Origin of the sequence: Pseudomonas sp. HR1 (genome assembly GCF_030175875.1) — a bacterium.
In the GTDB taxonomy this organism is placed as follows: domain Bacteria; phylum Pseudomonadota; class Gammaproteobacteria; order Pseudomonadales; family Pseudomonadaceae; genus Chryseomonas; species Chryseomonas oryzihabitans.
The window spans coordinates 1,358,475-1,383,417 of sequence record NZ_JASNRF010000001.1; the positions used below are offsets into that span (position 1 = coordinate 1,358,475).

General features: G+C 67.8%; 26 protein-coding genes. 9 read left to right on the forward strand and 17 right to left on the reverse strand.

The genetic code is table 11. The annotated features are described in order from the left end of the window. Positions 1-51 precede the first annotated feature (51 nt). A complete protein-coding gene (locus tag QKY98_RS06300; RefSeq protein ID WP_027600643.1) occupies positions 52-1,269 on the reverse strand; it encodes an efflux RND transporter periplasmic adaptor subunit in 1,218 nt (405 codons plus the stop codon). Between the two features lie 282 nt (positions 1,270-1,551). On the opposite strand from QKY98_RS06300, the gene QKY98_RS06305 reads away from it, so the two are divergent. Next, positions 1,552-1,872 carry a hypothetical protein gene (locus tag QKY98_RS06305; protein WP_284670541.1) on the forward strand — a complete coding sequence of 107 codons (321 nt, stop codon included), beginning with the start codon at positions 1,552-1,554 and terminating at the stop codon, positions 1,870-1,872. Here the strand turns inward: QKY98_RS06305 and QKY98_RS06310 are convergent. Continuing rightward, positions 1,869-2,789, reverse strand: coding sequence for a LysR family transcriptional regulator (locus QKY98_RS06310; RefSeq protein ID WP_027597405.1), 921 nt, complete (start codon positions 2,787-2,789; stop codon positions 1,869-1,871). The two genes, QKY98_RS06305 and QKY98_RS06310, sit on opposite strands and share 4 nt — an antisense overlap. Positions 2,790-2,938: 149 nt before the next feature. On the opposite strand from QKY98_RS06310, the gene QKY98_RS06315 reads away from it, so the two are divergent. Next, positions 2,939-3,955, forward strand: coding sequence for a zinc-dependent alcohol dehydrogenase family protein (locus QKY98_RS06315; protein WP_027600644.1), 1,017 nt, complete (start codon positions 2,939-2,941; stop codon positions 3,953-3,955). Between the two features lie 68 nt (positions 3,956-4,023). Here the strand turns inward: QKY98_RS06315 and QKY98_RS06320 are convergent, their stop codons facing one another. After that, positions 4,024-5,085 (reverse strand): acyltransferase family protein, encoded by a 1,062-nt coding sequence (locus tag QKY98_RS06320; RefSeq protein ID WP_027597407.1) that lies wholly within the window; start codon positions 5,083-5,085, stop codon positions 4,024-4,026. 303 nt (positions 5,086-5,388) lie between these two features. Continuing rightward, a complete protein-coding gene (locus QKY98_RS06325) occupies positions 5,389-5,685 on the reverse strand; it encodes a YciI family protein (protein ID WP_027600646.1) in 297 nt (98 codons plus the stop codon). A gap of 196 nt (positions 5,686-5,881) precedes the next feature. Here QKY98_RS06325 and QKY98_RS06330 point away from each other — a divergent pair, with 196 nt between their 5' ends. Further along, entirely contained in the window at positions 5,882-6,838 is a 957-nt protein-coding gene (locus tag QKY98_RS06330; RefSeq protein WP_197852121.1) for a sulfonate ABC transporter substrate-binding protein, read from the forward strand. Positions 6,839-6,843: 5 nt separating this feature from the next. On the opposite strand, the gene znuB is transcribed toward QKY98_RS06330, so the two are convergent. From znuB to QKY98_RS06345, 3 genes are read right to left on the reverse strand one after another with little or no spacing between them, the layout of a single operon-like run. Next, positions 6,844-7,629, reverse strand: coding sequence for a zinc ABC transporter permease subunit ZnuB (znuB, locus tag QKY98_RS06335; protein ID WP_017642327.1), 786 nt, complete (start codon positions 7,627-7,629; stop codon positions 6,844-6,846). After that, positions 7,622-8,392 carry a zinc ABC transporter ATP-binding protein ZnuC gene (gene znuC / locus QKY98_RS06340; RefSeq protein ID WP_074584194.1) on the reverse strand — a complete coding sequence of 257 codons (771 nt, stop codon included), beginning with the start codon at positions 8,390-8,392 and terminating at the stop codon, positions 7,622-7,624. The genes znuB and znuC overlap by 8 nt, the downstream gene beginning before the upstream one ends. Further along, entirely contained in the window at positions 8,389-8,874 is a 486-nt protein-coding gene (locus tag QKY98_RS06345; protein WP_027597410.1) for a Fur family transcriptional regulator, read from the reverse strand. Before QKY98_RS06345 ends, znuC begins: the two co-directional genes overlap by 4 nt. A 65-nt stretch (positions 8,875-8,939) precedes the next feature. Between QKY98_RS06345 and znuA the strand changes: the two genes are divergently transcribed. The 4 genes from znuA to QKY98_RS06365 all read left to right on the forward strand — a co-directional run bounded on the left by znuA (position 8,940) and on the right by QKY98_RS06365 (position 13,021). Continuing rightward, on the forward strand, positions 8,940-9,920 hold the full coding sequence (gene znuA, locus QKY98_RS06350; protein WP_074584193.1) for a zinc ABC transporter substrate-binding protein ZnuA: 981 nt from the start codon (positions 8,940-8,942) through the stop codon (positions 9,918-9,920). Positions 9,921-10,438: 518 nt separating this feature from the next. Then, entirely contained in the window at positions 10,439-11,116 is a 678-nt protein-coding gene (locus QKY98_RS06355; protein ID WP_007159882.1) for a response regulator transcription factor, read from the forward strand. Continuing rightward, complete coding sequence (locus tag QKY98_RS06360; protein ID WP_042134637.1) at positions 11,113-12,507, forward strand: ATP-binding protein; 1,395 nt, start codon at positions 11,113-11,115, stop codon at positions 12,505-12,507. Before QKY98_RS06355 ends, QKY98_RS06360 begins: the two co-directional genes overlap by 4 nt. Before the next feature lie 61 nt (positions 12,508-12,568). After that, positions 12,569-13,021 carry a thioesterase domain-containing protein gene (locus QKY98_RS06365; RefSeq protein ID WP_007159880.1) on the forward strand — a complete coding sequence of 151 codons (453 nt, stop codon included), beginning with the start codon at positions 12,569-12,571 and terminating at the stop codon, positions 13,019-13,021. Positions 13,022-13,227: 206 nt separating this feature from the next. On the opposite strand, the gene QKY98_RS06370 is transcribed toward QKY98_RS06365, so the two are convergent. Continuing rightward, entirely contained in the window at positions 13,228-14,931 is a 1,704-nt protein-coding gene (locus QKY98_RS06370) for a peptidoglycan D,D-transpeptidase FtsI family protein (RefSeq protein WP_284670542.1), read from the reverse strand. 129 nt (positions 14,932-15,060) lie between these two features. On the opposite strand from QKY98_RS06370, the gene QKY98_RS06375 reads away from it, so the two are divergent. Beyond that, positions 15,061-15,375, forward strand: a complete 315-nt coding sequence (locus QKY98_RS06375) for a YkgJ family cysteine cluster protein (protein ID WP_027597413.1) — start codon at positions 15,061-15,063, stop codon at positions 15,373-15,375. Between the two features lie 153 nt (positions 15,376-15,528). Here the strand turns inward: QKY98_RS06375 and QKY98_RS06380 are convergent, their stop codons facing one another. After that, positions 15,529-15,933, reverse strand: a complete 405-nt coding sequence (locus QKY98_RS06380; protein ID WP_027600650.1) for a YkgJ family cysteine cluster protein — start codon at positions 15,931-15,933, stop codon at positions 15,529-15,531. Between the two features lie 3 nt (positions 15,934-15,936). Next, positions 15,937-16,509 carry a xanthine phosphoribosyltransferase gene (locus QKY98_RS06385; RefSeq protein ID WP_027597415.1) on the reverse strand — a complete coding sequence of 191 codons (573 nt, stop codon included), beginning with the start codon at positions 16,507-16,509 and terminating at the stop codon, positions 15,937-15,939. 180 nt (positions 16,510-16,689) lie between these two features. On the opposite strand from QKY98_RS06385, the gene QKY98_RS06390 reads away from it, so the two are divergent. Next, a complete protein-coding gene (locus QKY98_RS06390; RefSeq protein WP_284670543.1) occupies positions 16,690-18,747 on the forward strand; it encodes a methyl-accepting chemotaxis protein in 2,058 nt (685 codons plus the stop codon). Between the two features lie 51 nt (positions 18,748-18,798). Here the strand turns inward: QKY98_RS06390 and QKY98_RS06395 are convergent, their stop codons facing one another. The 7 genes from QKY98_RS06395 to bioB form a co-directional block, all read right to left on the reverse strand. Further along, a complete protein-coding gene (locus QKY98_RS06395; protein ID WP_108581639.1) occupies positions 18,799-19,065 on the reverse strand; it encodes a hypothetical protein in 267 nt (88 codons plus the stop codon). Between the two features lie 89 nt (positions 19,066-19,154). After that, complete coding sequence (locus QKY98_RS06400; protein WP_284670544.1) at positions 19,155-20,261, reverse strand: hypothetical protein; 1,107 nt, start codon at positions 20,259-20,261, stop codon at positions 19,155-19,157. 76 nt (positions 20,262-20,337) lie between these two features. Then, positions 20,338-21,009, reverse strand: coding sequence for a dethiobiotin synthase (gene bioD / locus QKY98_RS06405; RefSeq protein ID WP_284670545.1), 672 nt, complete (start codon positions 21,007-21,009; stop codon positions 20,338-20,340). A 5-nt stretch (positions 21,010-21,014) separates the two neighbouring features. Next, a complete protein-coding gene (bioC, locus tag QKY98_RS06410; protein ID WP_108581636.1) occupies positions 21,015-21,830 on the reverse strand; it encodes a malonyl-ACP O-methyltransferase BioC in 816 nt (271 codons plus the stop codon). Further along, positions 21,811-22,536 (reverse strand): alpha/beta fold hydrolase, encoded by a 726-nt coding sequence (locus tag QKY98_RS06415; protein ID WP_042134626.1) that lies wholly within the window; start codon positions 22,534-22,536, stop codon positions 21,811-21,813. The genes bioC and QKY98_RS06415 overlap by 20 nt, the downstream gene beginning before the upstream one ends. Positions 22,537-22,543: 7 nt before the next feature. Beyond that, positions 22,544-23,719, reverse strand: coding sequence for an 8-amino-7-oxononanoate synthase (gene bioF, locus QKY98_RS06420; RefSeq protein ID WP_027597422.1), 1,176 nt, complete (start codon positions 23,717-23,719; stop codon positions 22,544-22,546). A 137-nt stretch (positions 23,720-23,856) separates the two neighbouring features. Then, positions 23,857-24,906, reverse strand: a complete 1,050-nt coding sequence (bioB, locus tag QKY98_RS06425; RefSeq protein WP_027600655.1) for a biotin synthase BioB — start codon at positions 24,904-24,906, stop codon at positions 23,857-23,859. Positions 24,907-24,943 lie beyond the last annotated feature (37 nt).

Genomic DNA, 24,943 nt, shown 5'->3' on the forward strand with positions numbered 1-24,943 from the left:
CGATGCCTGGACGGTGAAAGTCTGAAATGGGAAGAAGGTTGAGCCTGGGGTCTAGCGACTACCCACCTTGAGCGGCTGGGTGGGCGCCGGCAGGCTGGCGAGGACCGCGTCGCGCTGGCGCTTGAGGGCGGCCAGGGTGGTGGCATCGGCCATGGGCACCGACTGGGCGTCGACGGTCATGCCCGGACGCACTCGCTGCAGGCCGTTGACCACGATGCGATCGCCGGCTTCCAACCCCTTGCGCACGATGCGCAGGCCTTCCAGGCGTGGGCCCAGATCGACGTTGCGATAGGCGGCCTTGTTCTGGCCGTCCACCACCAGCACGAATTTCTTGCCCAGGTCGGTGCCTACGGCGGCGTCCTGGATCAGGGTGCCTTCGTAGGTGCCGCTGCCCACCAGCCGTAGCCGGGCATAGAGTCCCGGGGTGAAGCGGCCGTCGGCATTGTCGAACACGGCGCGACCGTGGATGGTGCCGGTGCGCGGATCGAGCTGGTTGTCCATGAAGTCCATGTGGCCTTCGTGGGAGAAGTCGTCTTCGTTGGACAGCGCCAGGTAGACCGGGCTGGCCGCGCCGCGCTGGCCCTGGCGGGCGAGGGCCTGCTGCTTGAGGAAGACGCGCTCGTCGGCGTCGAAATAGGCATAGACCTTGTCGGTGGAGACCAGGGTGGTGAGGCGGGTGTCTCCGGCGTTGACCAGGTTGCCGGCAGTGACCTCCGCACGGCCGACGCGCCCGTCGATGGCGGCGCGGACCTCGGTGAAGCCCAGATTCAGGCGCGCGGCGTCCAGTTGCGCCTGGGCGGCGGCGACGCTGGCCTTGGCTTCCTGGGCGGCGCTGCGGCGGGCCTCGACGATTTCCGCAGAGATGGCGTTGCTGCTGCGCAGGCGTTCGCCACGGGCGGCTTCGTCGGCGGTGCGACTGGCGTTGGCGCGGGCCTGTTGCAGCTCGGCTTCGAGGCGCTTGACCTCGGCCTGGAAGGGGCGCGGATCGATCTGCAGCAGCAGGTCGCCGCGCTTGACCCGGGCACCCTCGTGGAAGAGCACGCGGTCGACATAGCCGGAGACGCGGGGACGCACCACCACGGACTCGGGCGCTTCCAGGCGGCCGGTCACCTCGTCCCATTCCACCACCGGCTGGCGCAGCACCTCGGCGGCGCTCACCTTGGGCGCGGGCGGTGCCGCGCTGGCCTGGGGATGGGAATCGCCGCAGGCGGCAAGGAACAGCGTGGAGGTCAGGGCCAGGGGGCCGAGGGTTTTCGCGAAGAGATCCATGTTCGAGTCCGCCCGAGGTGGAAAGAGGTCAGGGAGGCGAGTCTGCCGCCGGGGAAGGGCGCCGACGAATCGAAGGGCTCGAACTCATTTATCGATGACGATGATGGTTTTGCTGTAGGTATCGCTGGCGGTGATGGCGCTGAGCGTAGAGCGGCGATCTAGAGCCCTTCAGCTCGGCGTCCGCCCTGGGCTAGAGTGGCTGGCTGCAGACCCTGTCCTTGCCCAAGCGCGCCGCGGTGGTCGCCAGGCTCCGGTCGAGACCCCCGCTGCAGGAGGATGACGATGTCGCTATCCCGCCACACCTTGGTACTGATCACCGCGCTGCTCGCCAGCGCGGCAACGGCCGCCCAGCCGGTCTTGCCGACGCCCGCGCACGCCCATTCCGACTACCTGCTCCTGGCCGGCAACGGAGGAGCCGGCGGTGCGGGTGGCGCAGGCGGTAGCGGCGCGCTACCGGGCAAGGTCGGCAGCGGGGGCCAGGGCGGTGCCGCCGGACCTGGCGGCATTCCCGGCGCCAAGGGTGCGGACGGTACCGAGGGCGCCGTCATCCCTGAGCGTCGGACGCCTCGCGGCGATCAGGAGCCCGACATGGGCAAGCGTTAAAGACTGTCCGGATCGCCAATGAACATCTGGATGCGCGACCTCAGCCAGCGCTCGCCGGGGTCGTGATCCTGGGCGCCGCTCCAGGCCATGGGCAATTCATGGCTGCCGTCGCGCAGCTCTTCTGGCGGGTCTTCGTACCTCAGGCCACCGGTGCTGGCCAGCAGGCGCGCGGTGTAGTCCGGCACCATCACCAGCAGATCGGTTTCCGCCAGCAGCGACCCCAGGCCGTTGAACTGGGGTACCGCCAGCACCACCCGGCGCTGGCGGCCGAGCTTGTCGAGGAGTTCGTCGATATAGCCGGTGAGATCGCCGGCATAGGACACCAGGGCATGGGGCCGCGCGCAGTATTCGTCCAGGGTCAGGCGACCGGGTTTGCTGTCGGCGCGCAGCACCTTGAAGCCGAAACGCCGCACCGGCCGCCGCTTGGCATTGGCCGGCAATTCCTCGGTATAGCCCACCGCCACGGTGATCTCGCCGGAGGCCAGCATGCCGGCGGCAGTCAGGTAGTTCATCCGGCGCACCACCAGGGTGGTGCCCGGCGCCTCGATGCGGATGCGCCTGAGCAGCGGTGGGAGCAGGGCGAATTCGACGTCGTCGGAGAGGCCGACGCGAAAGACCCGGTCGGCGCTGGCCGGCTCGAAACTCTGGGTGCGGCTCACCGCGCTGGAGATCTGGTCCAGCGCCGGCGACAGCAGGGCGGCGATCTCCTGGGCCCGCGGCGTGGGTTCCATGCTGCGCCCGGTGCGGACGAACAGCGGATCGTCGAACAGGGTGCGCAGCCGTGCCAGGGCCGCGCTGATCGCCGGCTGGCCGAGAAACAGCTTTTCCGCGGCACGGGTGACGCTGCGCTCGAGCATCAGGGTCTCGAACACGATGAGCAGGTTGAGGTCGACGCGACGCAGATCGGTACGGTTCATTCGGGCCCCGGCAGGGAGTGGATCGATACCCCCGATGTCCATTATCGATGGGGATGCATAGAATCCTAAGGGAAGGCTGGTTAGAGTCCTAGTCATAGCAGTCCGCCTCGGCACACGTCCCGGGGTTGGCATCAACGCGAGGTAATGCCATGTCCCGCCTGATCCAGTTCACCGAATTCGGCCCGCCGGAGGTGCTCGCCTGCATCGACCGGCCCACGCCCATGGCGGGGCCAGGCGAGGTGCTGGTGCGGGTCCAGGCCATTGGCGTGAGCTGGTACGACGTGCTCTGGCGGCAGAATCTGGCCCCCGAGCAGGCCGTGCCGCCGGCCGGTCTCGGCTGCGAGCTGGCCGGGGTGGTCACCGCCCTGGGCGAAGGCGTGGCCGACCTGGCGGTGGGCGATCGCGTGGCCAGCTTCCTGGGTCACGATATCAATCGCTATCCGGCCTATGGCGATGACCTGGTCTATCCGGCCACCTCCCTGGTGCGCTACCCGGACGTGCTCACCCCGGTGGAAGCCGCGGTGCACTACAACCCGCTGCTCACCGTCTATACCGCGCTGATGCACCAGGCCCGGTTGCAACCGGGCGAATGGGTGCTGATCACCGATGCCAGTCGCTGCTGCGGTCCGGCCTCCATCCAGTTGGCCAAGGCCCTGGGGGCCCGGGTCATCGCCAGCACCCATGACGCCGGCGACCGTGACTACCTGCGCGAACTGGGCGCGGAAAGGGTCATCGCCGCCGAGGAAGAGGATCTGGTCAGCCGCATCGCCAGCATCACCGACGGTGTCGGCGTGCACGTGGCCCTGGATGCCCTGGGCGGTCCGCAACTGGCACTACTCGGCGAGGCCATGGCGCCCCGCGGTCGGCTGCTGCTCTACGGCCTCAATGGGGGCAACCAGACCCCGCTGCCGGCCTGCGCGGCCTTCAAGAAGAAATTCAAGCTCTACATCCACTGCGTCCAGGACTTCACCGGCCAGCCGGAGATGGGGCTGGAGGCGGATTGCGCCGCGGTGCGCGAGGCCCTGCAGCACATCGACCAGTTGACTCGCGATCGCCTGCTCAAGGCGCAGATCAAGCAGGTCTTTCCCTTCGAGCAATTCGTCGAGGCCCACCGCTGCATGGAGCAGTGCCCCACCCGGGGTCGGGTCGTGCTCAGCGTCGACTGATCCGCCAGATAATGAAAAACCCACGCCAAAGCGTGGGTTTTTTATGGCGGGTCGTCCGAGCCGGGCGCCTAGGCGGTGGCTTTCTTTTGCAGCGGCGGCGTAGCCCGATTGACCCGGGTCTTGGCGCCAAAGAAGGCCACGCTGAGGAAGTGCAGCGGACTGATGCGTTCCAGCACCAGCTTGAGCGCCACCGGCAGGAACAGGCCCATGACCATGCTGACGGTAAAGACCACCCAGACGTCGTGAACCTGCAGCTTGTTCAGCACGATGCGGGCACCGGCGGTGCCGAAGACGTGGAACAGGTAGATTTCGAAGGAGAAATAGCCCAGCCAGGCCAGCGGCTTGAAGTAGAAGCGGCGGGCGATCAGCAGGCTGATGGCGGCCAGGCCCAGGGCGGTGCCGACCACGGCCATGTCGTTCTCGTCGAGATCCACCAGTTCGAACAGATACGCCTGGTCGATGATCACCAGGATCGCCAGGGCCACGGCCATGGTGGTGACGTTGCGCCGGGTGATGAGTTGCGCGCCGAAGCGGTAGAGACCCAGGCCCAGGAGGAAGAAGGGGAACAGCTGCACCGCCTTGTAGAGGCTGAACAGGTCCGGGAAGCTCTCCCAGGCGAAGGACGCCGCCAGGGCCACGGCGAACACCAGGCCGAAGTTGCGCAAGGTCAGCAGCAGGCCGGCCTTCTCCAGCAGGGCGATCACCACGAAGATGCAGAAGATCGACTGCAGGAACCAGAAGTGCGCATAGCTGAAGAAGTAGATGCTGAAGATGTCGGTCAGCTGCGGCTTGTAGTTGGTGTTGGGCACGGCCATCTGCAGGGCGAAGAACAGCGTCGACACCACCAGCAGGGGAATCCCGATGCGTTTGAACTTGCCCTGGTAGAAGCGCGACAGGTCGCTGCCGGTATTCACCGGGCGCAAGGCATAGACGTAGCCGGAGATGGCGGTGAACAGCGGCATCCGGACATAGACGAGAGAGTCGTAGAGATAGCGCAGCACGGAGTCGTCGGGCACCTTCATGCCCAGGGTCGACGAACTGCCGATGACGTGGCCCGCTACCATCAGAAACAGCGCCAGGCCGCGAATCGTCTCGATGCGCAGATCCTTTTCAGGCGTGGTCTTGGTCATGCTGAGTCCTCTGTACTAGCTAAGCGAGACAGCGTTTCCACAGGAGTGGGAAAGGATGTCGGCGCATCAGATCATCTGAGCCCGGTGAGCTTAGGCTAGTTCGTTAGCTTCCTTGCGGTAGCGCCGGGAAAACTCGGGCTTTTCTTGCGCTGCATCACTTTTCTGTGAAGCGATTCCTAGAAGTGTGAACTTGCAACGGCTGCGAACGGCGTTGATTAAGGTGGCATTTTGCCAGGTTTAAGGGATTCTTAAGCCAATTCGCGGTAGGGCGGAGGCGGCCGGTCAGGCCGCCCTGGAGAGCACCTAGACGAACGCCTTGCCGTCCAGAATCGCCTTTCGCCAGCGGGTGATGCGCACCTCGCCCGGCAGTCCGGCGCTGGTGAAGGGATCGCGGGCGATGAAGGCTTCGGCTTCGGCGCGGGTTTCCACATCGACGATGTAGACGCTGCCGGTGGCGGTCTCGCCGTCGTCGCTGAGCTTGGCGCCGCAGGCCAGCAGCGCGGCGGCGTTCTCGCGCAGGAAGTCCAGGTGGGCCGGGCGATGCTGCTGGCGCAGGGCCAGGCTGTCCGGCTTGTCGAAGGTCTCGATCAGAAAAGGCATGGCAGGCTCCGATAGGGTCGGCGACCCCGGTGGTCGCCGCTGGCGCAGGGTGGCGCGATCCTGGGGCCAGCGTCAATCGGACCTTGGCTGGCCCTCGCTGCCTGGCTGGGCATAGCCTTAGCAGAGAAATGTATTAAACATTCGGATCTAGATAGGCCAGGCTGACCTTTCCAAATGGAATATAAGGAAGGTCGCCATGTTTCGCTCCTCTCTTCGACGCTGGCTGGCGCGGGGCGCCGTTCTGTTGCTGGCGCTCGGGATGCTCGCCCCGATCCAGGCCGCCGACCAGGCGCTGCGCATCGGCTATCAGAAAGGCGGAGGTCTGCTGGCCGTGCTCAAGGCCCAGGGTACCCTGGAGCAGGCCCTGGGCGCCCAGGGCTACCAGGTGAGCTGGCGCGAATTCCAGGCCGGGCCGCAACTGCTGGAGGCGCTCAATGCCGGCAGCATCGACGTCGGCTATACCGGCTCGCCACCGCCGATCTTCGCCCAGGCCGCCGGGATCGACCTGGTCTACCTGGGCGCCGAACCGGCCAGCGAGGCGGTGGAGGCCATCCTGGTGCCAACCGCCTCGCCGATCCGCGACGTCGCCGGCCTCAGGGGCAGGAAGGTGGCGGTGCAGAAGGGATCGAGCGCCAACTTCCTGCTGGTCGCCGCCCTGGAAAAAGCCGGGCTGAGCTTCAAGGACATCCAGCCGGTGTATCTGCCGCCCGCGGACGCCCGCGCCGCCTTCGTCAATGGGTCGGTGGACGCCTGGGTGGTCTGGGACCCCTATCTTGCGGCCATCCAGCAGAGCCAGCCGGTGCGCGTGCTCGCCGACTACAAAGGACTGCTGCACGCCAACAGCTTCTATGAGGGCTCCCGCCGCTTCGCCGACGCCCATCCCGAGGCGATCCGCCTGCTGCTGGCGGAACTGGCCAAGGCTGGTGCCTGGGCCAATACCCACAAGCCGGAGGTGACACGCATCCTGGCCGAGCAGATCGGACTGCCGGAAGCGGTGATCGCCACTTGGCAGGCGCGTACCGGTTATGGTGCGACGGCGCTGACGCCGGCGATCATCGCCACCCAGCAGCAGACCGCCGACATCTTCAAGGCCCAGGGGCTGATCCCCCGGGCGGTGGACGTCAGCCAGGCGGTCTGGCAGGCGCCGCGCTAGAGCGCCTAGGCGCGGCGGGGCAACAGGTAGCCCAGCAGGAACATCCCGGCGGCGGCCACCACCACCGAGGGGCCGGCCGGGGTGTCCTGGTACCAGGACAGCGTCAGCCCCAGGCACACCGCGGCCATGCCCAGCAGGCTTGCGCCACAGGCCATCTGCTCAGGGCTGCGGGCGTGGCGCTGGGCGGTGGCGGCGGGAATGATCAGCAGCGAGGTGATCAGCAGCACCCCGACGATCTTCATGGCCACGGCGATGACGATGGCCACCAGCAGCATCAGCGCCAGGCGGATCCAGGTCACCGGCAGGCCTTCGACCTGGGCCAGTTCCTCGTGCACGGTGATGGCCAGCAGCGGCCGCCACAGGCAGGCCAGGGCGACCAGCACCAGGGCGCTGCCGCCAAGGATCCAGCGCAGATCGCCGGGACCCACCGCCAGCAGATCGCCGAACAGGTAGCTCATCAGGTCGATGCGCACCTCGTGCATGAACGACAGCGCCACCAGCCCCAGCGACAGGGTGCTGTGGGCGAGGATGCCGAGCAGGGTGTCGGCGGCCAGCCCCCGACGACGCTGCAGCACCACCAGCACCACGGCCAGCGCCAGGCAGCCGACGGTGACGGTCAGGGTCGGGCTGACATCCAGCAAGAAGCCCACGGCGACCCCGAGCAGGGCGGCATGGGACAGGGTGTCGCCGAAATAGGCCATGCGCCGCCAGACCACGAAGGAGCCGAGGGGACCGGCGACAAGGGCGAGGGCGAGACCGGCGAGCAGGGCATACAGCAGAAAATCAGCCATGCTTGCAGTGGGCTCCATGGACATGCGGGGTCTTGACCACGCCGCCATGCAGGTCGTGGGCGTGATCGTGGTGGTGGTGATAGACGGCCAGGTTGCGCGCGCTCTGGCCGAACAGCGCCTGATAGGCCGGATCGCCGCTGACCTGCTCGGGATGGCCCGAGCAGCAGATGTGCCGATTCAGGCAGATCACCTGGTCGGTGGCGCCCATCACCAGGTGCAGGTCGTGGGACACCATCAGCACGCCGCAGCCATGGCGTTCGCGCAACTGGCCGATCAGCCGGTACAGCTCGCTCTGGCCGTTGATGTCGACGCCTTGCACGGGTTCGTCGAGCACCAGCAGCTCGGGCTGGCGGAGCAGGGCGCGGGCCAGCAGCACCCGCTGCAACTCGCCGCCGGAAATGCTCTGCAGAGGGCTGTCGATGACGCCTTCGGCGCCCACTTCGCCGAGGGCGGCCAGGGCACTGGCGCGATTCACGCCCGGTACCAGGCGCAGGAAGCGCAGCACCGACAGCGGCAGGGTGGCATCCACCTGCAGCTTCTGCGGCATGTAGCCGATGCGCAGCCGCGGGCGACGCCAGACGCTGCCGCGATCGGGCGTGAGCAGGCCGAGCACGCTGCGCACCAGGGTGGTCTTGCCGGCGCCATTGGGGCCGATGAGGGTGACGATGCGGCCGGGATCCAGGGTCAGGCTGACCTGATCGAGCACCGGCTGGCCGGCAAAGGTCACGCCGACCTCCTGCAGCCGGATCAGCGCCTCGCTCATGCCTGCTTCCGGCAGGCGGCGCACTGACCGACCACTTCCACGGTCTGGCCTTCGACCTGGAAGCCCACGGCGCTGGCGCCGTCGAGGATCGCCTGGTGCACGGCCGGCTGTTCCAGCTCGATGCTCACCTGGCAGCTGCGGCAGATCAGGAACTGGCCCTGGTGGGCCTCGCCGGGATGGTTGCAACCGACGAAGGCGTTGAGGGAGGCGATGCGGTGCACCAGGCCGTTCTCGACCAGGAAATCCAGCGCCCGGTAGACGGTGGGCGGCGCGGCGCGGCGGCCGTCCTGCTCGCTGAGCACGGCCAGGATGTCGTAGGCGCCGAGCGGCTTGTGGCTTTGCCAGACCAGCTCCAGCACCCGCTTGCGCAGCTCGGTGAGGCGCACGCCGGCGCGGCTGCAGAGGGCGTCGGCCTCGGCCAGCGCGTGGGCGACGCAGCGCGAATGATCGTGGGGCCGAAAGGCCAGGGGGGCGTCGGTCATGAAACAGTACCTTGGGAGCCAGGACGTTATTATATTGCACCTCTCTTAAGAATCGGGATTTTCACGTGCCGCGCCTCCTACCCCTCGTCGCCTCCCTGCTGCTCGCCTGCACCCTGCTGCCCGCCCAGGCCGAGGTGAAGGTGCTCACCAGCATCAAACCCCTGCAACTGATCGCCGCCGCCATCCAGGACGGCGCCGGCCAGCCCGCCGTGCTGCTGCCGCCGGGTGCCTCGCCGCACCACTACGCCCTGAGGCCCTCGGATCTGCGCCAGGTGCGCGAGGCCCGGTTGGTCTACTGGATCGGCCCGGATCTGGAGGCCTTCCTGCCGGCGGTGCTCAAGGAGCGCCAGGGCCCCAGCCTGGCCGTCCAGGAGCTGCCCGGCCTGCACCTGCGCCGCTTCGGTGCCGAGCATGCGGACGCCCATGACGACGATCACGGCGACGAGCACGAGCACGAGCACGCGCATGGCGAGGAACAGGGCGGCGAGCCCGAATACGCCCACGACCACGATCATCGTCCGGGCAGCCTGGATGCCCACCTCTGGCTGAGCCCGGCCAACGCCCGGGTGATCGCCGCCCGCGTGGCCGCCGACCTGAGCCAGGCCGATCCGGCCAATGCCAGTCGCTACGCCAGCAACCTCAAGGCCTTCGAAAGCGGACTGGCCGCCAAGGACCAGGCCCTGCGCGCCCAGCTGGCGCCGCTGGCCGGCAAGCCCTATTTCGTCTTCCACGAAGCCTTCGACTACTTCGAGGAAGCCTATGGCCTGAGCCATCGCGGCGTCTTCGCCCTGGGCGCCGACGTTCAGCCCGGCGCGCGCCACGTGGCCGCCATGCGCGACGAACTCAAGGCTGCCGGGCCGACCTGCGTCTTCACCGAGCCGCCGCTGCAGCCAAAGATCGCCACTACCCTGAGCAGCGGCCTGCCGGTGACCCTGGTGGAACTCGATCCCCTCGGCGCCCGCATCCCGGCCAACGCCGGCGGCTATGCCCAGCTGCTGCAGAACGTGGCCGACACCCTGGGCGGCTGCCTGGGCAAGCTGCCCTGAGGCCTCGTCCGGCGGCGGATCGGCCGAGGCCACCGTCCGTCGCTCTCGGGCCACTTCGCGGCCGTTCAGCTAGCGTTCAGGACGAGTTCAGGCAGCGTTCAGGGCCATTGGCCTAATCTGCAACTGTCAGATCAGCAACGCCGAGGTCGCCCGGATATGTTCACCCTAGCGCAGCTCCCGCTACGGCAGATCGTCCGGACACTTCGACCCGACCTGGCGATGTTCATCCTTGTAACTCCACTACAGGGTCACCAAGTCAGCTCTGGTCCCCTGTAGCCGTCTCGCGACGGAGCCGTCCCCCAACGGCAGTTTCCGATCCCCATGAAGTGCTCCTTACCTCTCCAACTGGAGAGGTTTTTTTTGCCCGGAACAAAGTCAGTGATCCCAGCCATTCCCTTCCCGCTCTCGCCGCCGGCCGGCTCCAGGCGCCATAATCGGCACCAGGGCGCCGCTGCGCGAAGCACGCGACAGGCGCAGTCGCGGCCAGAGAACGTCTCGTTAGCTGTTCAGGAGTCTGCATGAAGATCCTCGTCGTCGAAGACGAAAACCTGCTGCGCCACCACCTCAAGGTGCGTCTGGGTGAAGCCGGTCATGTCGTCAATGCCGTGGCCGATGCGGAAGAAGCGCTCTACAGCGCCCGCGAATTCCATCACGATCTCGCCATCATCGACCTGGGCCTGCCCGGCATGAGCGGTCTCGATCTGATCCGCCAGCTGCGCAACCAGGGCGCGACCCTGCCGATCCTCATCCTCACCGCCCGCGGCAGCTGGCAGGACAAGGTCGAGGGGCTCGGCGCCGGGGCGGACGACTATGTGGTCAAGCCTTTCCAGTTCGAAGAGCTGGAGGCGCGCCTCAACGTGCTGCTGCGTCGTTCGGCGGGTTTCGTCCAGCCGAGCATCCGCGCCGGTTCGCTCAAGCTCGACCTGGGCCGCCAGCAGGCCTTCAACGAAGAGCAGCCGCTGCAGCTGACCGCCTACGAATACCGCCTGCTGGAATACCTGATGCGCAACCACCAGCAGGTGATCACCAAGGAGCGGCTCATGGAGCAGCTCTACGACGATGACGGCGAGCACGACAGCAATGTCATCGAGGTGCTGGTGGGGCGCCTGCGGCGCAAGCTGGAGGCCAGCTGCCAGATGCAACCCATCGAAACGGTCCGGGGCCGCGGCTACCTGTTCACCGAGCGCTGCCAGTGATCCGTTCCTTTCGTGTGCGGCTGCTGCTCAGCGCGGCCCTGCTGGTCAGCGTCTGCCTGGCGCTGATCGTGCCGGCGATCCGCAACGCCTTCGACCGCACCGTGGAAAACTTCGTCGCCGCGCGGCTGGAGGCCAACGCCAACACCCTGATCGGTGCGGCGCGCGCCATCGACGGCCGGCTGGCGATGCCGGAGATGATCGCCGAAGAGGTCTTCGACCGACCCGGCTCGCCGATCCTCGGCTATGTCTACGACCAGAACGGCCGCCTGCTGTGGCGCTCGCGCTCGGCGATCAAGGAGCGGCCCAACTACAAGCCGACCTTCGACGGCGGCGGAGTCAAGCTGGTCAAGGCCACCGACGACCAGGGGCAGGGCTTCTTCGTCTTCGATCGCGAGGTGCTGCTGGGCAATCCGCCGGTGGCCGGCTTCAGCGTGGTCACCATGCAGCCGGCCGAGGAATACGAGCGGCTGCGCGCCACCTTCCTGCACCAGGTGATCCTCTGGCTGGTGGGGGTGCTGGGCGCCCTGTTGCTGCTGCTGGCGCTGGTCATGCAGTGGAGCCTGCGCCCGCTGCGCCGTCTCAGCCAGCAACTCGATGCGGTGGAGACCGATCAGCGCGAGCTGCTCGACGAAAACAACGTGCCCAGCGAGATCAGCCGGCTGATCCGTTCGCTCAACCGCCTGCTCGACCACGAACGGCTGCAGCGCGAGCGCTATCGCGACACCCTCGGCGATCTCGCCCACAGCCTCAAGACGCCGCTGGCGGTGCTGCAGGGGGTGACCGAGGAATTGCGCCGCCGGCCGCAGCTGGATCAGGAGGTCGGCACCCTGCAGACCCAGATCGAGCGCATGAACCAGCAGGTGATGTACCAGCTGCAGCGGGCCACGCGCCAGGGCGGCGCGGTGCTCAGCCGGCCGCTGGAGCTGGCGCCGCTGCTGGAGTCGCTGTTCAGCACCCTGGACAAGGTCTATGCCGAGAAACGCGTCCAGGCGGACATGGACCTGCCGCCGAATCTGCGGGTGCAGGCCGAGGAAGCCGCCATGCTGGAGGTGTTCGGCAACCTGCTGGAAAACGCCTATCGGCTCTGCCTGACCCAGGTACGGGTCAGTGCCCGCCGGCACACCGAGCACTGGATCCTCGACATCGAGGACGACGGCCCGGGGATTCCCGCCGAGCGCCGCGAGAGCGTGCTGCGCCGCGGCATGCGCATGGACAGCCGGCACCCCGGGCAGGGCATCGGCCTGGCCGTGGTGCAGGATATCCTCGAAGGCTATCGCAGCAGCCTGACCATCGACGAATCGAGTCTGGGCGGCGCCCGCTTCCGCTTCCGCCTGCCGGCGGCCATTTCCCCGGAGCGGCCTTCCTTGGTGCACAATGGCGCCAGGACGTGACCCATGGGTCATGGCTTGCGTCTGCTCCTGATAGTGAAATTCTGTCTGTAAGGACCCCGGCATGAGCCGCGACTGCCGTCATCTCGAATCCCTGTTGCACCACGATATTCCCATCACCAAGGCCCTGGGCCTGGAAGTCCGCGACTGGAGCGAGCAGCGCCTGCAGCTGCATGCCCCGCTGGACGCCAACATCAACCACGCCAGCACCATGTTCGGCGGCAGCCTCTATTGCGTGGCCGTGCTGGCCGGCTGGGGCTGGCTGTACCTGCGCCTGCGCGAAGCCGGCATCGAGGAAGGCCATATCCTCATCCAGGAAGGCCAGATCAGCTATCCGCGACCCATCACCACCGATGCCCTGGCCTATGGCGAGCCGCCCGAGGCGCGCGCCTGGGAACGCTTCGAGACCACCTTCCGCCGTCGCGGGCGCGCGCGCATCACCCTGCAGTCGCGCATCGTCAGCGAGAGTGGCGAGGATGGGGTACGTTTTACCGGTCAGTACGTGCTGCACCGCTGAGAGCTTGTCCAAAGTCTGCTGCGCGTCGGCCAAACTGCGTTGAAAAGACCTTCGGAATGCTCATTTACCGCTCGTAAACTCCGCTTCCTCAGGTCTTTTCGCCTTGTCTGGCTCTAGCTCGCGAGCCTTTGAACAAGCTCTGGCCGGGTAACACAGCATGCAAAAGGGCGACCCTGGGGTCGCCCTTTTTCGTTTCCGTCAGCCGCTCAACCGTGGGAATGCGGTTCGGTCTTGGCCTGCTGGGCGGTATTGGTGTCGGGCAGGTTGTCCGGCGGCACGGCCAGGGCGCGCAGGGCGCCGGACATGATCTCGCTGAAGGTCGGCGCCGAGACCAGGCCACCGAAGTAGCCTTCCTTGGTCGGGGTATCCAGCATCACCGCCAACACCAGCTTGGGATCGGCCGCCGGCGCCATGCCGACGAACAGCGAGCGATAGGCGTGCTCGGTGTAGCTGCCGGAGCCGGCCTTGCGCGCGGTACCCGACTTGCCGGCCACGTGATAGCCGGGCACCCGGGCGCGGATCACGCCGCCTTCGTCTTCCACCACGTGGTTGAGCATGGCGCGCAGGCGCCCGGCGATGGTCGGGTCCATGGCCTGGACGCTCTGCTGCTTCTGGTCCTTGAGCAGGGTCAGGGGGGTCAGCAGGCCGTCGTTGGCGATCACCGAATAGGCCTGGGCCAATTCGGCGACGTTGACCGCCAGGCTGTAGCCAAAGGACATACTGGCCGTGGCGATCTGCGACCACTTGGTGTGGCCGGGCAGGTAGCCGGCGTTCTCGCCGGGAAAGCCCAGCGCCATGGGATTGCCGAAACCGACCCGGCTGAGCTGTTCGTAGATGGGCAGCGGGCCGATCTGCAGGGCCACCTTGCTCATGCCGATGTTGGACGAGTTGAGCAGCACCCCGGTCATGGTCAGCACGCCGCGCTTGGCCACGTCGTGGATGGTGTGACCGTCGATGGTCATCCAGCCCGGCGCCACGTCCACGGTGCTGTTCTCGTTGAACTTGCCCGAGGCCAGGGCCACCGACATGCTGAACGGCTTGATCACCGAGCCGGGCTCGAAGGCGTCGGTCAGGGTGCGGTTGCGCATGTTGGGGATCTGCAGGGTGGCGCGGTTGTTGGGGTTGTAGGAGGGGAAGTTGGTCATCGCCAGGATCTGGCCAGTCTTGGGATTGACCAGCACGGCCGACCCGGACTGGGCGCCGAACTTCTCCACCGCCGTCTGCAGGGCGCGATAGGCGATGAACTGCAGGCGCAGGTCGATGGACAGGGCCACGTCCTTGCTCGGTTGCGGCTGGCGCACCACGCGGATGTTCTTGACCACCGAACCGCGCGGATTGATCAGCACCTCGCGCACCCCGCCGCGACCGGCCAGCCAGTCTTCGAAGCCCAGTTCCAGCCCCTCCTGGCCATGGCCGTCGATGTTGACCATGCCGATCACCTGGGCCACCAGGTCGGAGCTGGGGTAGTAGCGCTTGTACTCCTTGATCTGGCGCACCCCGGGCACGCCGAGAGCCATGATGTTCTCGCCATCGATGGGCGACAGGGCCCGCGCCAGGTAGAGGAAGTGCTTTTCCGGATGGCCGAGGATCAGGTTGCGCAGTTCGGCTTCCGGTTTGTGGATGGCCTGGGCCAGGCGCCCCAGCTGGTCGGCGCTGTCCTGCATCTCGGACGGATTGCACCAGATGGTCACCACCTCGGTGGAAACCGCCAGGGGCGCGCCGTTACGGTCGGTGATCATGCCGCGGGTCACTGGAATGGCGATGTGGCGCACCGAGCGGCGATCGCCCTGGTCACCCAGAAAGGCGGCATCGAACAGCTTGAGGTAGGTGATGCGGCCGGCGACCACGCAGGTCAGCAGGACCAGCACGACGACCACGACATAGAAGCGATAGCGGGGTGCGGCCGTCATGGCGGCTCCTGCGCGAGAAGAGGGCTTGGGCATGGTCACAACTGGTTACAACCGTCAGGGACGCGCATGGTAACTGCTCCAGCCATCGGCCGGAAACCGCTGGGCGGTCGGGGGCGGTACACTGCGCACATGAGCGACATCCCCCTGCACGATCTTTCCACCCCAACCGTGACCTGCGAGAGCTGTCAGGCCTGGTGCTGCCGCCAGGAAGTCCTGCTGTTCGACGATGCCGGCGTGCCCGCCCGCTACATCGAGGAAGACTGGACCGGTACCCGCATGAAGCGCCTCGACGACGGCTGGTGCGCCGCCCTGGATCGCGAGCAGATGAATTGCAGCATCTACGAGGTGCGGCCCTGGGTCTGCCGGATCTTCGACATGGCCGGCCCGGAATGCCTGGAAGAGCGGGAGGATATGAAGAGGGCGATGGAGAGCGGTGATTTCTAGCGGCTCGCCTGAAAGGCTCGGCCGCCGGGAAGTCTTATCGCGGCCATGGGCCGCTCCTACAGGAGATGAGGCTTCTGTAGGAGCGGCCCATGGCCGCGATAGTCCAAGCCAGAGCGGTCGCTACGGCGCACCCGCATGGCCGCGATCAGGGATTCAACGCAGCTTCTGCGGCTTGTAGGCGCAATACCCCGGGCGCGGACCGACCCTTGGGTGGTTGCGGCAGGTTTCCGGACGCTGGTCGTAGATGGTGCACAGCCGCGTCTTGGGATGCAGGTAGACGCAGTCGTTGTTGGACAGCCGCACCAGGGTGAACAGCCCGGTCTTGGCGTTGAGGCGCTCGACCACGCCGTCCTTCTTGAGTCGCTTGGCGATGTCCTTGAGCGGCTCGCCCTTCTCGAATTCGTCCACCACGCCCATGCGGATCAGATCGGACAGGCGGGCTTCCACCGGCAGGGTGCAGCAGCTGGATACGCAGTCCAGGCACATGGCCTTGTCGTAACGGATCCAGGTTTCGGTGCGATCGAGATCGGCCCCGAGAATGCGCAGTATCTGAGCCATGGCTTACTCGGCGAAGGTGACCTGACCATCGGCCAGGGAAGCGACGCGGGCCAGGGATTCGACGCGATAGCCCTGGGCGTCGAGTTCGGCGCGACCGACCTGGAAGGACTTCTCGATGACGATGCCCAGCCCTGCGACCTGGGCCCCGGCCTGACCGATGATGGAGATCAGCGCCTTGGCCGCCTTACCGTTGGCGAGGAAGTCGTCGATGATCAGCACCCGGTCGTCGGATGACAGATGCATGGTCGAGACGGCTATGGTGCTCTCCGTCTGCTTGGTAAAGGAATAGACGCTGGCCACCAGCAGGTTGTCGGTCAGGGTCAGCGACTGGTGCTTGCGGGCGAAGATCACCGGCACGCCCAGCTCCAGTCCGGTCAGCACCGCCGGGGCGATCCCCGAGGCTTCGATGGTCACGATCTTGGTGATGCCGGCGTCGGCGAAGCGGCGGGCGAACTCCTGACCGATGTCGCGCATCAGCGCCGGATCGATCTGGTGGTTGAGGAAGGCATCGACCTTGAGCACCTGCTCGGAGAGTACTTGGCCTTCGCTGCGAATCTTGGCTTTGAGGCGTTCCACGCGGACGGTCCTTTAACGGCAACGCCCGGGCCTGAGTGCAGGACCGGGTCTGGGAATACGGGAGGGCGGCGATTGTGCCCTATCTTTCAAGAAAGTCGTTAGTTTGCCGACAAATCGTCCTATAGCTATCCGCAACGGATAGCCGACGCTTGCCGGTGGCCGGCACAGGAGTGGTCGAACATGGGTGTTTTGTTGTCACCGGGTATGCGCGTGCTGAGCCAGTTCGGCTTCGCCCGCAAGTTCGCCCTGCTGCTGGTGCTGTTCATCCTGCCGCTGGCGGTCAGTCTCTGGCTGCTGGGCGCCGATTTCCAGGCCAAGCTGGCCACTGTCAGTGGCGAGCGCAGTGGCGTGCGACTGCTGCAACGGCTGGATGCCGTGGAAGAAGAACTCACCCTCCGGCGCAACCTGACCGCGCGCTGGAAGGCGATCGACACCAGTCGCCAGGAGACGCCGGCCGTGCAGGCCGCCATAGCCGCTCTGGAAAGTCGCAACGACAGTCGGCGCGAGCGGCTCGCCCAGCTCGGACAGCAACTGGAGAGCGAAGGGGCCAGCGCCGATGTGCAGGCGCGCTTCAAGACCCTGCAGCAGGCGCTCGCCGGGCTTGAGGTCAGCGATCTGCGCAGCCTGGGCTGGTGGCCGGACGGCTACGACAGATTCACCGCCGCCCTGGGCGCCGTGCAGGCGCTGCGCGAGGAGATCGCCCTGGACAGCGGCCTCATCCTCGATCCCTGGATGGAAACCTACCTGCTGATGCAGATCGGCACCACCCAGTCGGTCGAGTTGTACGAGCGCCTCGGCCGCCTGGCCAGCGTCGGTCAGGCCAGTGTGGTCTCCGGCCAGTTCAGCCTGCAGAGCCGCCTGCAGTTGCGCGACCTGCGCGCCCGCGTCGGCGATTCCAGCGAGAGCCTGGCCAAGGTCGCGGTGCTGCTCGGCAACAAGCTGCCCGCCGACATGGCCGGCTGGAAGGATGATTACCAGAAGCTCAGCAGCCAGCTGGACGCCAGTCTCAAGACCCTCGATCAGGGGGTGTTCGGCGGCGAGATCACGCTCAAGCCGGAGCAGTTCGAAACCACGCTGGACGGGGTCCTGCAGGGACTGCAGACCTTCCGCCAGCAGACCCTGAAGAATCTGGACCAACGGCTGCAATACTATGGCGCCGATGCCGTGCGCAGCTTTGCCGCCATCGCCGCCGGCTTCGGCCTGCTGCTGGTGGTGACCTGCTACCTGCTGCTGTGCATGCAGGCCGCCATTCGCGGCAGCGCCCGGCGCATCACCAACTTGGCCGAAGGCCTGCGTGACGGCGACCTGACCCGTTCGGCCCAGGTGACTGGCCAGGACGAACTGGCCGAGATCGGCCGCGCACTGGACCTGGCCGTGGTGCAGCTGCGCGGCAGTCTGCAGGCGGTCGAGCAGGAGAGTCGCCAGGTGGGCACGGCGTCCGGGGAGCTGGGTCAGCAGGCCGAGGCGGCGCTGGGCGCCGTCGAAGCCCAGCGCCAGCAGATCACCCAGATCGCCACCGCCGCCACCGAACTGGCCGCCACCGCCCAGGGCGTGGCCCAGAGTTGCGAAGAGGCCGCCGGGCGCGCCGAGCAGATGCGCGGCATCGCCGAGGCCAGCCAGAGTGACAGTCGCCAGACCACCGCCAGCATTCAGCGCCTCAACCAGCGCCTGGACGAGACGGCTGCAGCCATGGCCCAGGTCAATGCCCAGGCCGGGCAGATCCAGCAGGTGGTGGACGTCATCCGCGGCATCGCCGAACAGACCAACCTGCTGGCGCTCAACGCCGCCATCGAGGCGGCCCGGGCCGGTGACCAGGGAAGGGGCTTCGCGGTGGTCGCCGACGAGGTACGTTCGCTGTCGCAGCGCACCCAGGCTTCCACGGCGCAGATCGCCGGGACCGTTGGCAGCCTGAGCGGCACCGTGGCGCAGGCCGTGTCCCTGATGCAGGAGGCCTGCGGCCAGGCCGCCAGCGATGCCCAGTCGATCACCGGGCTGGGGCGGCGGCTGGAAGAGATCGCCGAGTCGGTGCAGGGTGTCTCCGACACCCTGGTGCAGATCGCCACCGCCGCCGAACAGCAGGCGGTCACCGCCGACCAGGTCAGTGGCAATATCCAGCAGATCGATGGGGCCGCGGCCGATCTGCTCGGCAATGCGCGCACGGTGCAGAGCACGGCGGTGGGTCTGGAGGCGGGCAGTCGCACCCTGACGGCCAACACCACCCGCTTCCGCCTGGGCTAGCACGCAAAAGGGGCGCCTTTCAGGGCGCCCCTTCTACTCAAAGCTTTCTGATCAAGCCCGGGTATCGAGCAGCCGGCCCAGGGTTTCCTGCGAGGCCTGCATGACCTTGGTACCGGCCAGCGCCTGGTACTTGCCGACATCCAGATTGACCAGCTCGCTGGCCAGATCGGCCTGGCTGTTGGTGGTCGCGGCCAGGGCTTCCTGTTCGTTGCGCGCCGTCTGGGAGGCGAGGGCGGCACCGGCCTTTTCGACCGTGCGGCTACCGTTCTGGTAGGCCTGCACCCCGGCATAGAGCGAATTGCTTGAAGTCACGTTCATGGACAGGGTCCTCGACGGTGATGTCAAAGGGCTATTGAAGCAGCTTTGACGCCAAAGAACCAGCAGTCCCTGTCACCGCCTGTGTCCGGCTATTGCTGGATCGTCGCCCGATTGCTTTGCCCGCTCTGGCGCAGGTCGAGACTGTTGCCCGCACCGGCCTGACTGATGGAGGCGTACTGGCTGGCGCCCTGCTGACTGACGCTGACCTGGGCGTCGCTGGCCAGTCCCGCCTGCAGCAGATGGCCGTCGCCCAGTTGCTCGACACTCAGCTCGAGGTTGTCGCCCACCCCGATCGCACTGATCTCGTTGTCGTTGCCCTGGGTAGTCAGGGTCAGGCGCGAATCCTCACCGCCGATCAGGACGCCGGCGCTGTTGCGATTGCCCTGTTGCTGCAGCTCGAGGCGGTTGCCATGGCCGGTCAGATTCACCTGGACGGCATTGTCGTCGCCGAGTTGCCGCGCGCTGACGCGCTGGGGGCTGGCGTCGAGGCCGTTCTGCTGCACCGCCGCCTGGTTGCGGTTGCCGATCTGGATCAGCTGGACGTCCTGCTGCCGCGCGCCCTGGCGAGCGCCAGCGCGGTTGTCGTCGCCGCGCTGCTCGACCACCGCCCGGTTGGCGGCGCCGCCCTGCAGCAGCTCGACCTCGTTGCGCGCGCCCAGGCTCAGCACGTCCTGGAGGTGATCCTCGCCCACCTGCCTGAGTCGCGCCGCGCTGTCGCGACCGTCCTGGAACAGATTCAGCCCGTTGCGCGCGCCCTCCTGCTCGATGCGCAGCCGCTGGTCGTCACCGCCCTGGCGCACCAGGGCTTCGTCGAGCAGGCCGCGCTGGACGATCTCCACCGTATTGCGCTGGCCATGGCCCTGGTAGACATAGGCGTGGCTCTGACTGGCTTCGCCCTGGTCGATGCTGACCTCGCGCGCGCCACCGGCGGCCTGGGTGACATTGGTGAAGTTGCCCACGCCGCCCTGCTCGACGCGGGTACGGTCGCCCTGGGAGGCGCTCTGGGTGAGATAGGCCTGGCTGGCACGACCGCTCTGGCTGACCTCCAGGGTGCCCTGGCGGGTATCCGGCGTCTGGCTCAGGAAGGCGCCGAGGCGCTCGCCGCGCTGCTCCACGCGGGTCTGGTTGTCCAGCGCCCAGGTGGTGCTGGTCAGGCCGAGCAGGCCCAGGCAGGTCAGGAACTTGAAGGTAGGCACTCGGGCGATCCGGCAGCGGCAGACAGGGCAGTCTGCCGCCGGCCTGGCCCACCGGCCATCGCCCGAAAGACTGATATCAGTCGGGCAGGCGCAGGTGCGCGGCGACCGCCGCCGGCGTAGCCGCGGCCAGGTGCGGCACCGTGCCCAGGCAGGGCGCCGGCAGGCGTTCGTGCAGGGTGGCCAGGTTGTCGTCCAGGCGCAGGGTGGCCGGTGCCACCAGGTTGGCCACCCAGCCGGCCAGGGTCAGGCCGTCGGCGAGGATGGCCTCGGCGCTGAGCAGGGCGTGGTTGATGCAGCCCAGGCGCACGCCCACCACCAGAACGACCGGCAGACCCAGCTCGCGGGCCAGATCGGACAGGGACTCCCGGCCGGCCAGGGGCACGCGCCAGCCGCCGGCGCCTTCCACCAGGGTGAAGTCGGCCTGCAGCGCCAGGATCCGCCGCACCGGGGCGGCCAGGGCGGCGACGCTGAGGTCGATGCCGGCTTCGCGGGCTGCCAGATGCGGGGCGATGGCGGGTTCCAGGGCGATGGGATTGATGTCGGCGTAGTCGAGCGGCAGCGAGGTCTCGCCGAGCAGGGCCAGGGCGTCGCCGTTGCGCAGGCCCGCGGCGGTCCGTTCGCAGCCGGAGGCCACCGGCTTGACCCCGGCGGTGGCGAGACCCTGCAGCCGGGCCCGGTGCAGCAGGCCGGCGGCGATGGTGGTCTTGCCGATCTCGGTGTCGGTGCCGGTGACGAAGTAGGCGGACATGGGGGTCATTCCTTGCGCAGCAGGACGTGGATCACCTGGTAGGTGGCGGGCAGGCCGGTGGGCTCGCGCAGGCTCTCGTAGGCCTGGGTGAAGGCGGCCAGGCGCTGGCGACCGGTGAGGCCCTGGGGACGTCCCTGGTTGAGGTTGTGGGCGCCGATGGCCTTGAGGTGCTGGGTCAGGGCGCGCAGATCGGGGAAGTGCAGCCGCTCGGGCGCGACCTCCAGCGTCAGCCGCTGCAGGCCGCTGGCCTGGGCGGCTGCGACATAGGCCGTCTGGGGGCGGAAGCGATTGACGTGCACCTGGTCGTCCACCCGGGCCCAGCTCTGGCGCAGTTCGTCGAGGGTGCCGGCGACCAGGCTGCTGAAGGCCAGCACGCCACCCGGGCGTAGGATGCGCCGCGCCTCGGCGAGCACCCTGGGCAGATCCGGGCACCACTGCAGGGCCAGGCTGGAGACGATGAGATCGCAGCTCTCCGCGCGCAGCGGCAGGCGTTCGGCGTCGGCGGTGAGGTAGTGCCGGGCCCCGGCGCCCTGGGCGCGGGCATGGCTAAGCATGCCGGGCGCCAGGTCCAGGGCCAGGCCTTCGGCCTGCGGATAACGGCGGGCCAGGGCGCGACTGCAATAGCCGGTGCCACTGCCCAGGTCCAGCCAGCGTTGCGGGTCAAGCCAGACTCGCTCCTCTAGAGCGTGTAGCCGGGCGAAGAGGCCGTCGGCGACCCGGCGTTGCAGCAGGGCGGCGCCGTCGTACTGCGCGGCGGCGCGGGAAAAGGACAGCGCCACCTGGCGCTTGTCGGGCAATACGTCAGCCATCGCGTCCTGCATAGATGAATTCACGGATACGGGTGGCCACCTCGTCCGGGCGTTCCAGGGGCAGGCCATGGCTGGCGTGCTCCAGGACCTCGACCTGGGCATTGGGCAGCTCGTCGCGCAGGGCTTGGGCCGCCGCGGCCGGCACCAGGGCGTCATGGGCGCCGAACAGGTGCAGCTGGGGACCGCTGAAGGCCTGCAGGGCGGCGCGGGTGTCCAGGCGTGCCAGCAACTCCAGGCCGGCGATGACCACCTCGGGCTCGATCTCCGGCAGGGTCACCTGCAACTGGCGGGCGAGGGTGCGGCTGTCGCGGGCGCCCTGGGCCACCAGCAGGGTGAAGCGCCTGAGGGTCTGCTCGGCGTCCAGCGAGCAGGCCTCGAAGAAGTCGGTGAAGACGCTGCGCGCCATGGCGGTCTGCCAGCCGGCGCGGGCGACGAAGCAGGGATTGCTGGCCAGGGTGATGAGACCGTGCACGCCCTGGGGGCGGCGCAGGGTGAATTCGCTGGCGAGCATGCCGCCCAGCGACCAGCCGGCCAGCCAGCCGCCTTCGGCGATGCGGGCTTCCAGGTCGGTGAACCAGTCCTGGGTGTCGGCCAGGGCCGGCAGCGGCTCGATCAGCACGTCGAGAAAGGGTGCCTGCTCGACGAGTTCGTCACGCAGGGGCTCCAGCGGAGCACTGCCCAGGCCCCAGCCGGGCAACAAGATCAGGGTATCGCGCATTGGTCGGTCACTTATCCGCGTCAGGCGGTAATTCGGCCATGGCCTGGGCCAGAGCGTCGAGCAAGAGGTCCACGTGCGCTTCGCGATGGGCCGCCGTCAGGGTCACCCGCAGGCGGGCACTGCCGGCCGGTACGGTGGGCGGTCGGATGGCGGTGACCAGGATCCCGCGTCGGCGCAGGGCGGCGGAGAGTGCGAGGGCGCGCGCGCTGTCGCCGACCAGGATCGGCTGGATCGGCGTGGCGCTGAGCATAAGGTCCAGGCCGAGGGCCGTCGCGCCCCTGCGGAATCTCTGGATCAAAGTGTGCAGAAGCTCACGGCGCCAGCCCTCCTCACGGACGAGCTGCAGGGCGGCGAGGGTGGCGCAGGCCACCGCCGGCGGCTGGCTGGTGGTGTAGATATAGGGGCGGGCGAACTGGATCAGCGTCTCGATCAGTTCCTCGCTGCCGGCGACAAAGGCCCCGGCGGTGCCGCAGGCCTTGCCCAGGGTGCCGACCAGCACCGGGACCTGGCCCTGATCCAGGCCGAAGTGCTCGACGATGCCGCCGCCGCTGGCGCCCAGGGTGCCGATGCCGTGGGCATCGTCCACCAGGGTCCAGGCGCCGTGGCGCTGGGCGACCTCGCAGAGCTCGGGCAGGGCGGCCAGATCGCCGTCCATGCTGAAGACGCCGTCGGTGACCACCAGGGTGTCGCCCTCGGCCTTGGCCAGGCGCGTGGCCAGGCTGGCCGGGTCGTTGTGCAGATAGCGGCCGAAGCGCGCGCCGCTGAGCAGGCCGGCGTCGAGCAGGGAGGCATGGTTGAGGCGGTCTTCCAGCACAGTGTCGCCACGCCCGACCAGGGCGGTGACCGCCGCCAGGTTGGCCATGTAGCCGGTGGAGAACAGCAGGGCGCGTGGCCGCCCGGTGAGGTCAGCCAGGGCTTCTTCGACCTGGTGATGCGGACCGCTGTGGCCGATCACCAGGTGCGAGGCGCCGCCGCCCACGCCCCAGCGCTCGGCGCCCGCGCGCAGGGCGGCGATCACCTGGGGATGATTGGCCAGGCCCAGGTAGTCGTTGCTGCAGAAGGCCAGCAGGGACTCGCCATCCACCACCACCTCGGGGCCCTGGGGCGCTTCCAGCAAAGGGCGGCGCCGATAGAGGTGCTCGGCGTGACGCTGGGCCAGGCGGGCGGCGAGGTCGAAGGCCATGGGGAGTCTCGGTAGCGTTGGAAGGCCCCTCACCCCAGCCCTCTCGCGAGGGGAGAGGGGTTGGTCTGGAGCGCGGCTTGGGCGGTGGTTTACCCTCACCCCGGCCCTCTCCCGGGGGGAGAGGGGGACGACAGGGGTCAGGCGGTGGCGGCGTCGTAGAAGAGTTCGCCGTTGCGCTGCTCCACCAGGGCCTGCTCGATGGCGGCCTGGTGCACCTCGTCGGCGTGCTCTTCGCGGGCTTCGGGCTGGATGCCGAGGCGGGCGAACAGCTGCATGTCCTTGTCGGCCTGGGGATTGCCGGTGGTCAGCAGCTTCTCGCCGTAGAAGATGGAGTTGGCGCCGGCCAGGAAGGCCAGGGACTGCATCTGCTCGTTCATCTGCTCGCGACCGGCGGACAGGCGCACATGGGACTTGGGCATGAGGATGCGCGCCACCGCCAGGGTGCGGATGAAGTCGAAGGGATCGACGTCCTTCTCTTCGGCCAGCGGGGTGCCCTGGACCTTGACCAGCATGTTGATCGGCACCGACTCGGGGTGCTCGGGCAGGTTGGCCAGCTGGATCAGCAGGCCGGCGCGGTCGTCCACCGACTCGCCCATGCCGAGGATGCCGCCGGAGCAGATCTTCATCCCGGCTTCACGGACGTAGGCCAGGGTCTGCAGGCGCTCGCCGTAGGTGCGGGTGGTGATGATATTGCCGTAGAACTCCGGCGAGGTGTCCAGGTTGTGGTTGTAGTAGTCCAGGCCGGCGTCGGCCAGGGCGCGGGTCTGCTCTTGGTCCAGGCGGCCGAGGGTCATGCAGGTCTCAAGACCCAGGGCCTTGACGCCCTGCACCATCTGCAGCACATAGGGCATGTCCTTGGCGGAGGGATGCTTCCAGGCGGCGCCCATGCAGAAACGGGTGGAGCCGATGGCCTTGGCCTCGGCGGCCGCCTCCAGCACCTTCTGCACCTCCATCAGCTTTTCCTTTTCCAGGCCGGTGTTGTAGTGGCCGGACTGGGGGCAGTACTTGCAGTCTTCCGGGCAGGCGCCGGTCTTGATCGACAGCAGGGTGGAGACCTGCACGCGATTGGGATCGAAGTGCTGGCGGTGCACGCCCTGTGCCTGGAACAGCAGGTCGTTGAAGGGCTGCTGGAACAGGGCGCGGACTTCGGCGAGAGTCCAGTCGTGACGCAGGGCGGTAGCGCTCATGGGAGATCCTCGATGCATAGGACGGCCGGGTGCCGGA

Coding starts and splice junctions, on each gene's coding strand:
- QKY98_RS06300 (WP_027600643.1), bottom strand. CDS start 1,269: ATGGATCTCTTCGCGAAAACCCTCGGCCCCCTGGCCCTGACCTCCACG.
- QKY98_RS06305 (WP_284670541.1), top strand. CDS start 1,552: ATGTCGCTATCCCGCCACACCTTGGTACTGATCACCGCGCTGCTCGCC.
- QKY98_RS06310 (WP_027597405.1), bottom strand. CDS start 2,789: ATGAACCGTACCGATCTGCGTCGCGTCGACCTCAACCTGCTCATCGTG.
- QKY98_RS06315 (WP_027600644.1), top strand. CDS start 2,939: ATGTCCCGCCTGATCCAGTTCACCGAATTCGGCCCGCCGGAGGTGCTC.
- QKY98_RS06320 (WP_027597407.1), bottom strand. CDS start 5,085: ATGACCAAGACCACGCCTGAAAAGGATCTGCGCATCGAGACGATTCGC.
- QKY98_RS06325 (WP_027600646.1), bottom strand. CDS start 5,685: ATGCCTTTTCTGATCGAGACCTTCGACAAGCCGGACAGCCTGGCCCTG.
- QKY98_RS06330 (WP_197852121.1), top strand. CDS start 5,882: ATGTTTCGCTCCTCTCTTCGACGCTGGCTGGCGCGGGGCGCCGTTCTG.
- znuB (WP_017642327.1), bottom strand. CDS start 7,629: ATGGCTGATTTTCTGCTGTATGCCCTGCTCGCCGGTCTCGCCCTCGCC.
- znuC (WP_074584194.1), bottom strand. CDS start 8,392: ATGAGCGAGGCGCTGATCCGGCTGCAGGAGGTCGGCGTGACCTTTGCC.
- QKY98_RS06345 (WP_027597410.1), bottom strand. CDS start 8,874: ATGACCGACGCCCCCCTGGCCTTTCGGCCCCACGATCATTCGCGCTGC.
- QKY98_RS06355 (WP_007159882.1), top strand. CDS start 10,439: ATGAAGATCCTCGTCGTCGAAGACGAAAACCTGCTGCGCCACCACCTC.
- QKY98_RS06365 (WP_007159880.1), top strand. CDS start 12,569: ATGAGCCGCGACTGCCGTCATCTCGAATCCCTGTTGCACCACGATATT.
- QKY98_RS06370 (WP_284670542.1), bottom strand. CDS start 14,931: ATGACGGCCGCACCCCGCTATCGCTTCTATGTCGTGGTCGTCGTGCTG.
- QKY98_RS06375 (WP_027597413.1), top strand. CDS start 15,061: ATGAGCGACATCCCCCTGCACGATCTTTCCACCCCAACCGTGACCTGC.
- QKY98_RS06380 (WP_027600650.1), bottom strand. CDS start 15,933: ATGGCTCAGATACTGCGCATTCTCGGGGCCGATCTCGATCGCACCGAA.
- QKY98_RS06390 (WP_284670543.1), top strand. CDS start 16,690: ATGGGTGTTTTGTTGTCACCGGGTATGCGCGTGCTGAGCCAGTTCGGC.
- QKY98_RS06395 (WP_108581639.1), bottom strand. CDS start 19,065: ATGAACGTGACTTCAAGCAATTCGCTCTATGCCGGGGTGCAGGCCTAC.
- bioD (WP_284670545.1), bottom strand. CDS start 21,009: ATGTCCGCCTACTTCGTCACCGGCACCGACACCGAGATCGGCAAGACC.
- bioC (WP_108581636.1), bottom strand. CDS start 21,830: ATGCAGGACGCGATGGCTGACGTATTGCCCGACAAGCGCCAGGTGGCG.
- QKY98_RS06415 (WP_042134626.1), bottom strand. CDS start 22,536: ATGCGCGATACCCTGATCTTGTTGCCCGGCTGGGGCCTGGGCAGTGCT.
- bioF (WP_027597422.1), bottom strand. CDS start 23,719: ATGGCCTTCGACCTCGCCGCCCGCCTGGCCCAGCGTCACGCCGAGCAC.
- bioB (WP_027600655.1), bottom strand. CDS start 24,906: ATGAGCGCTACCGCCCTGCGTCACGACTGGACTCTCGCCGAAGTCCGC.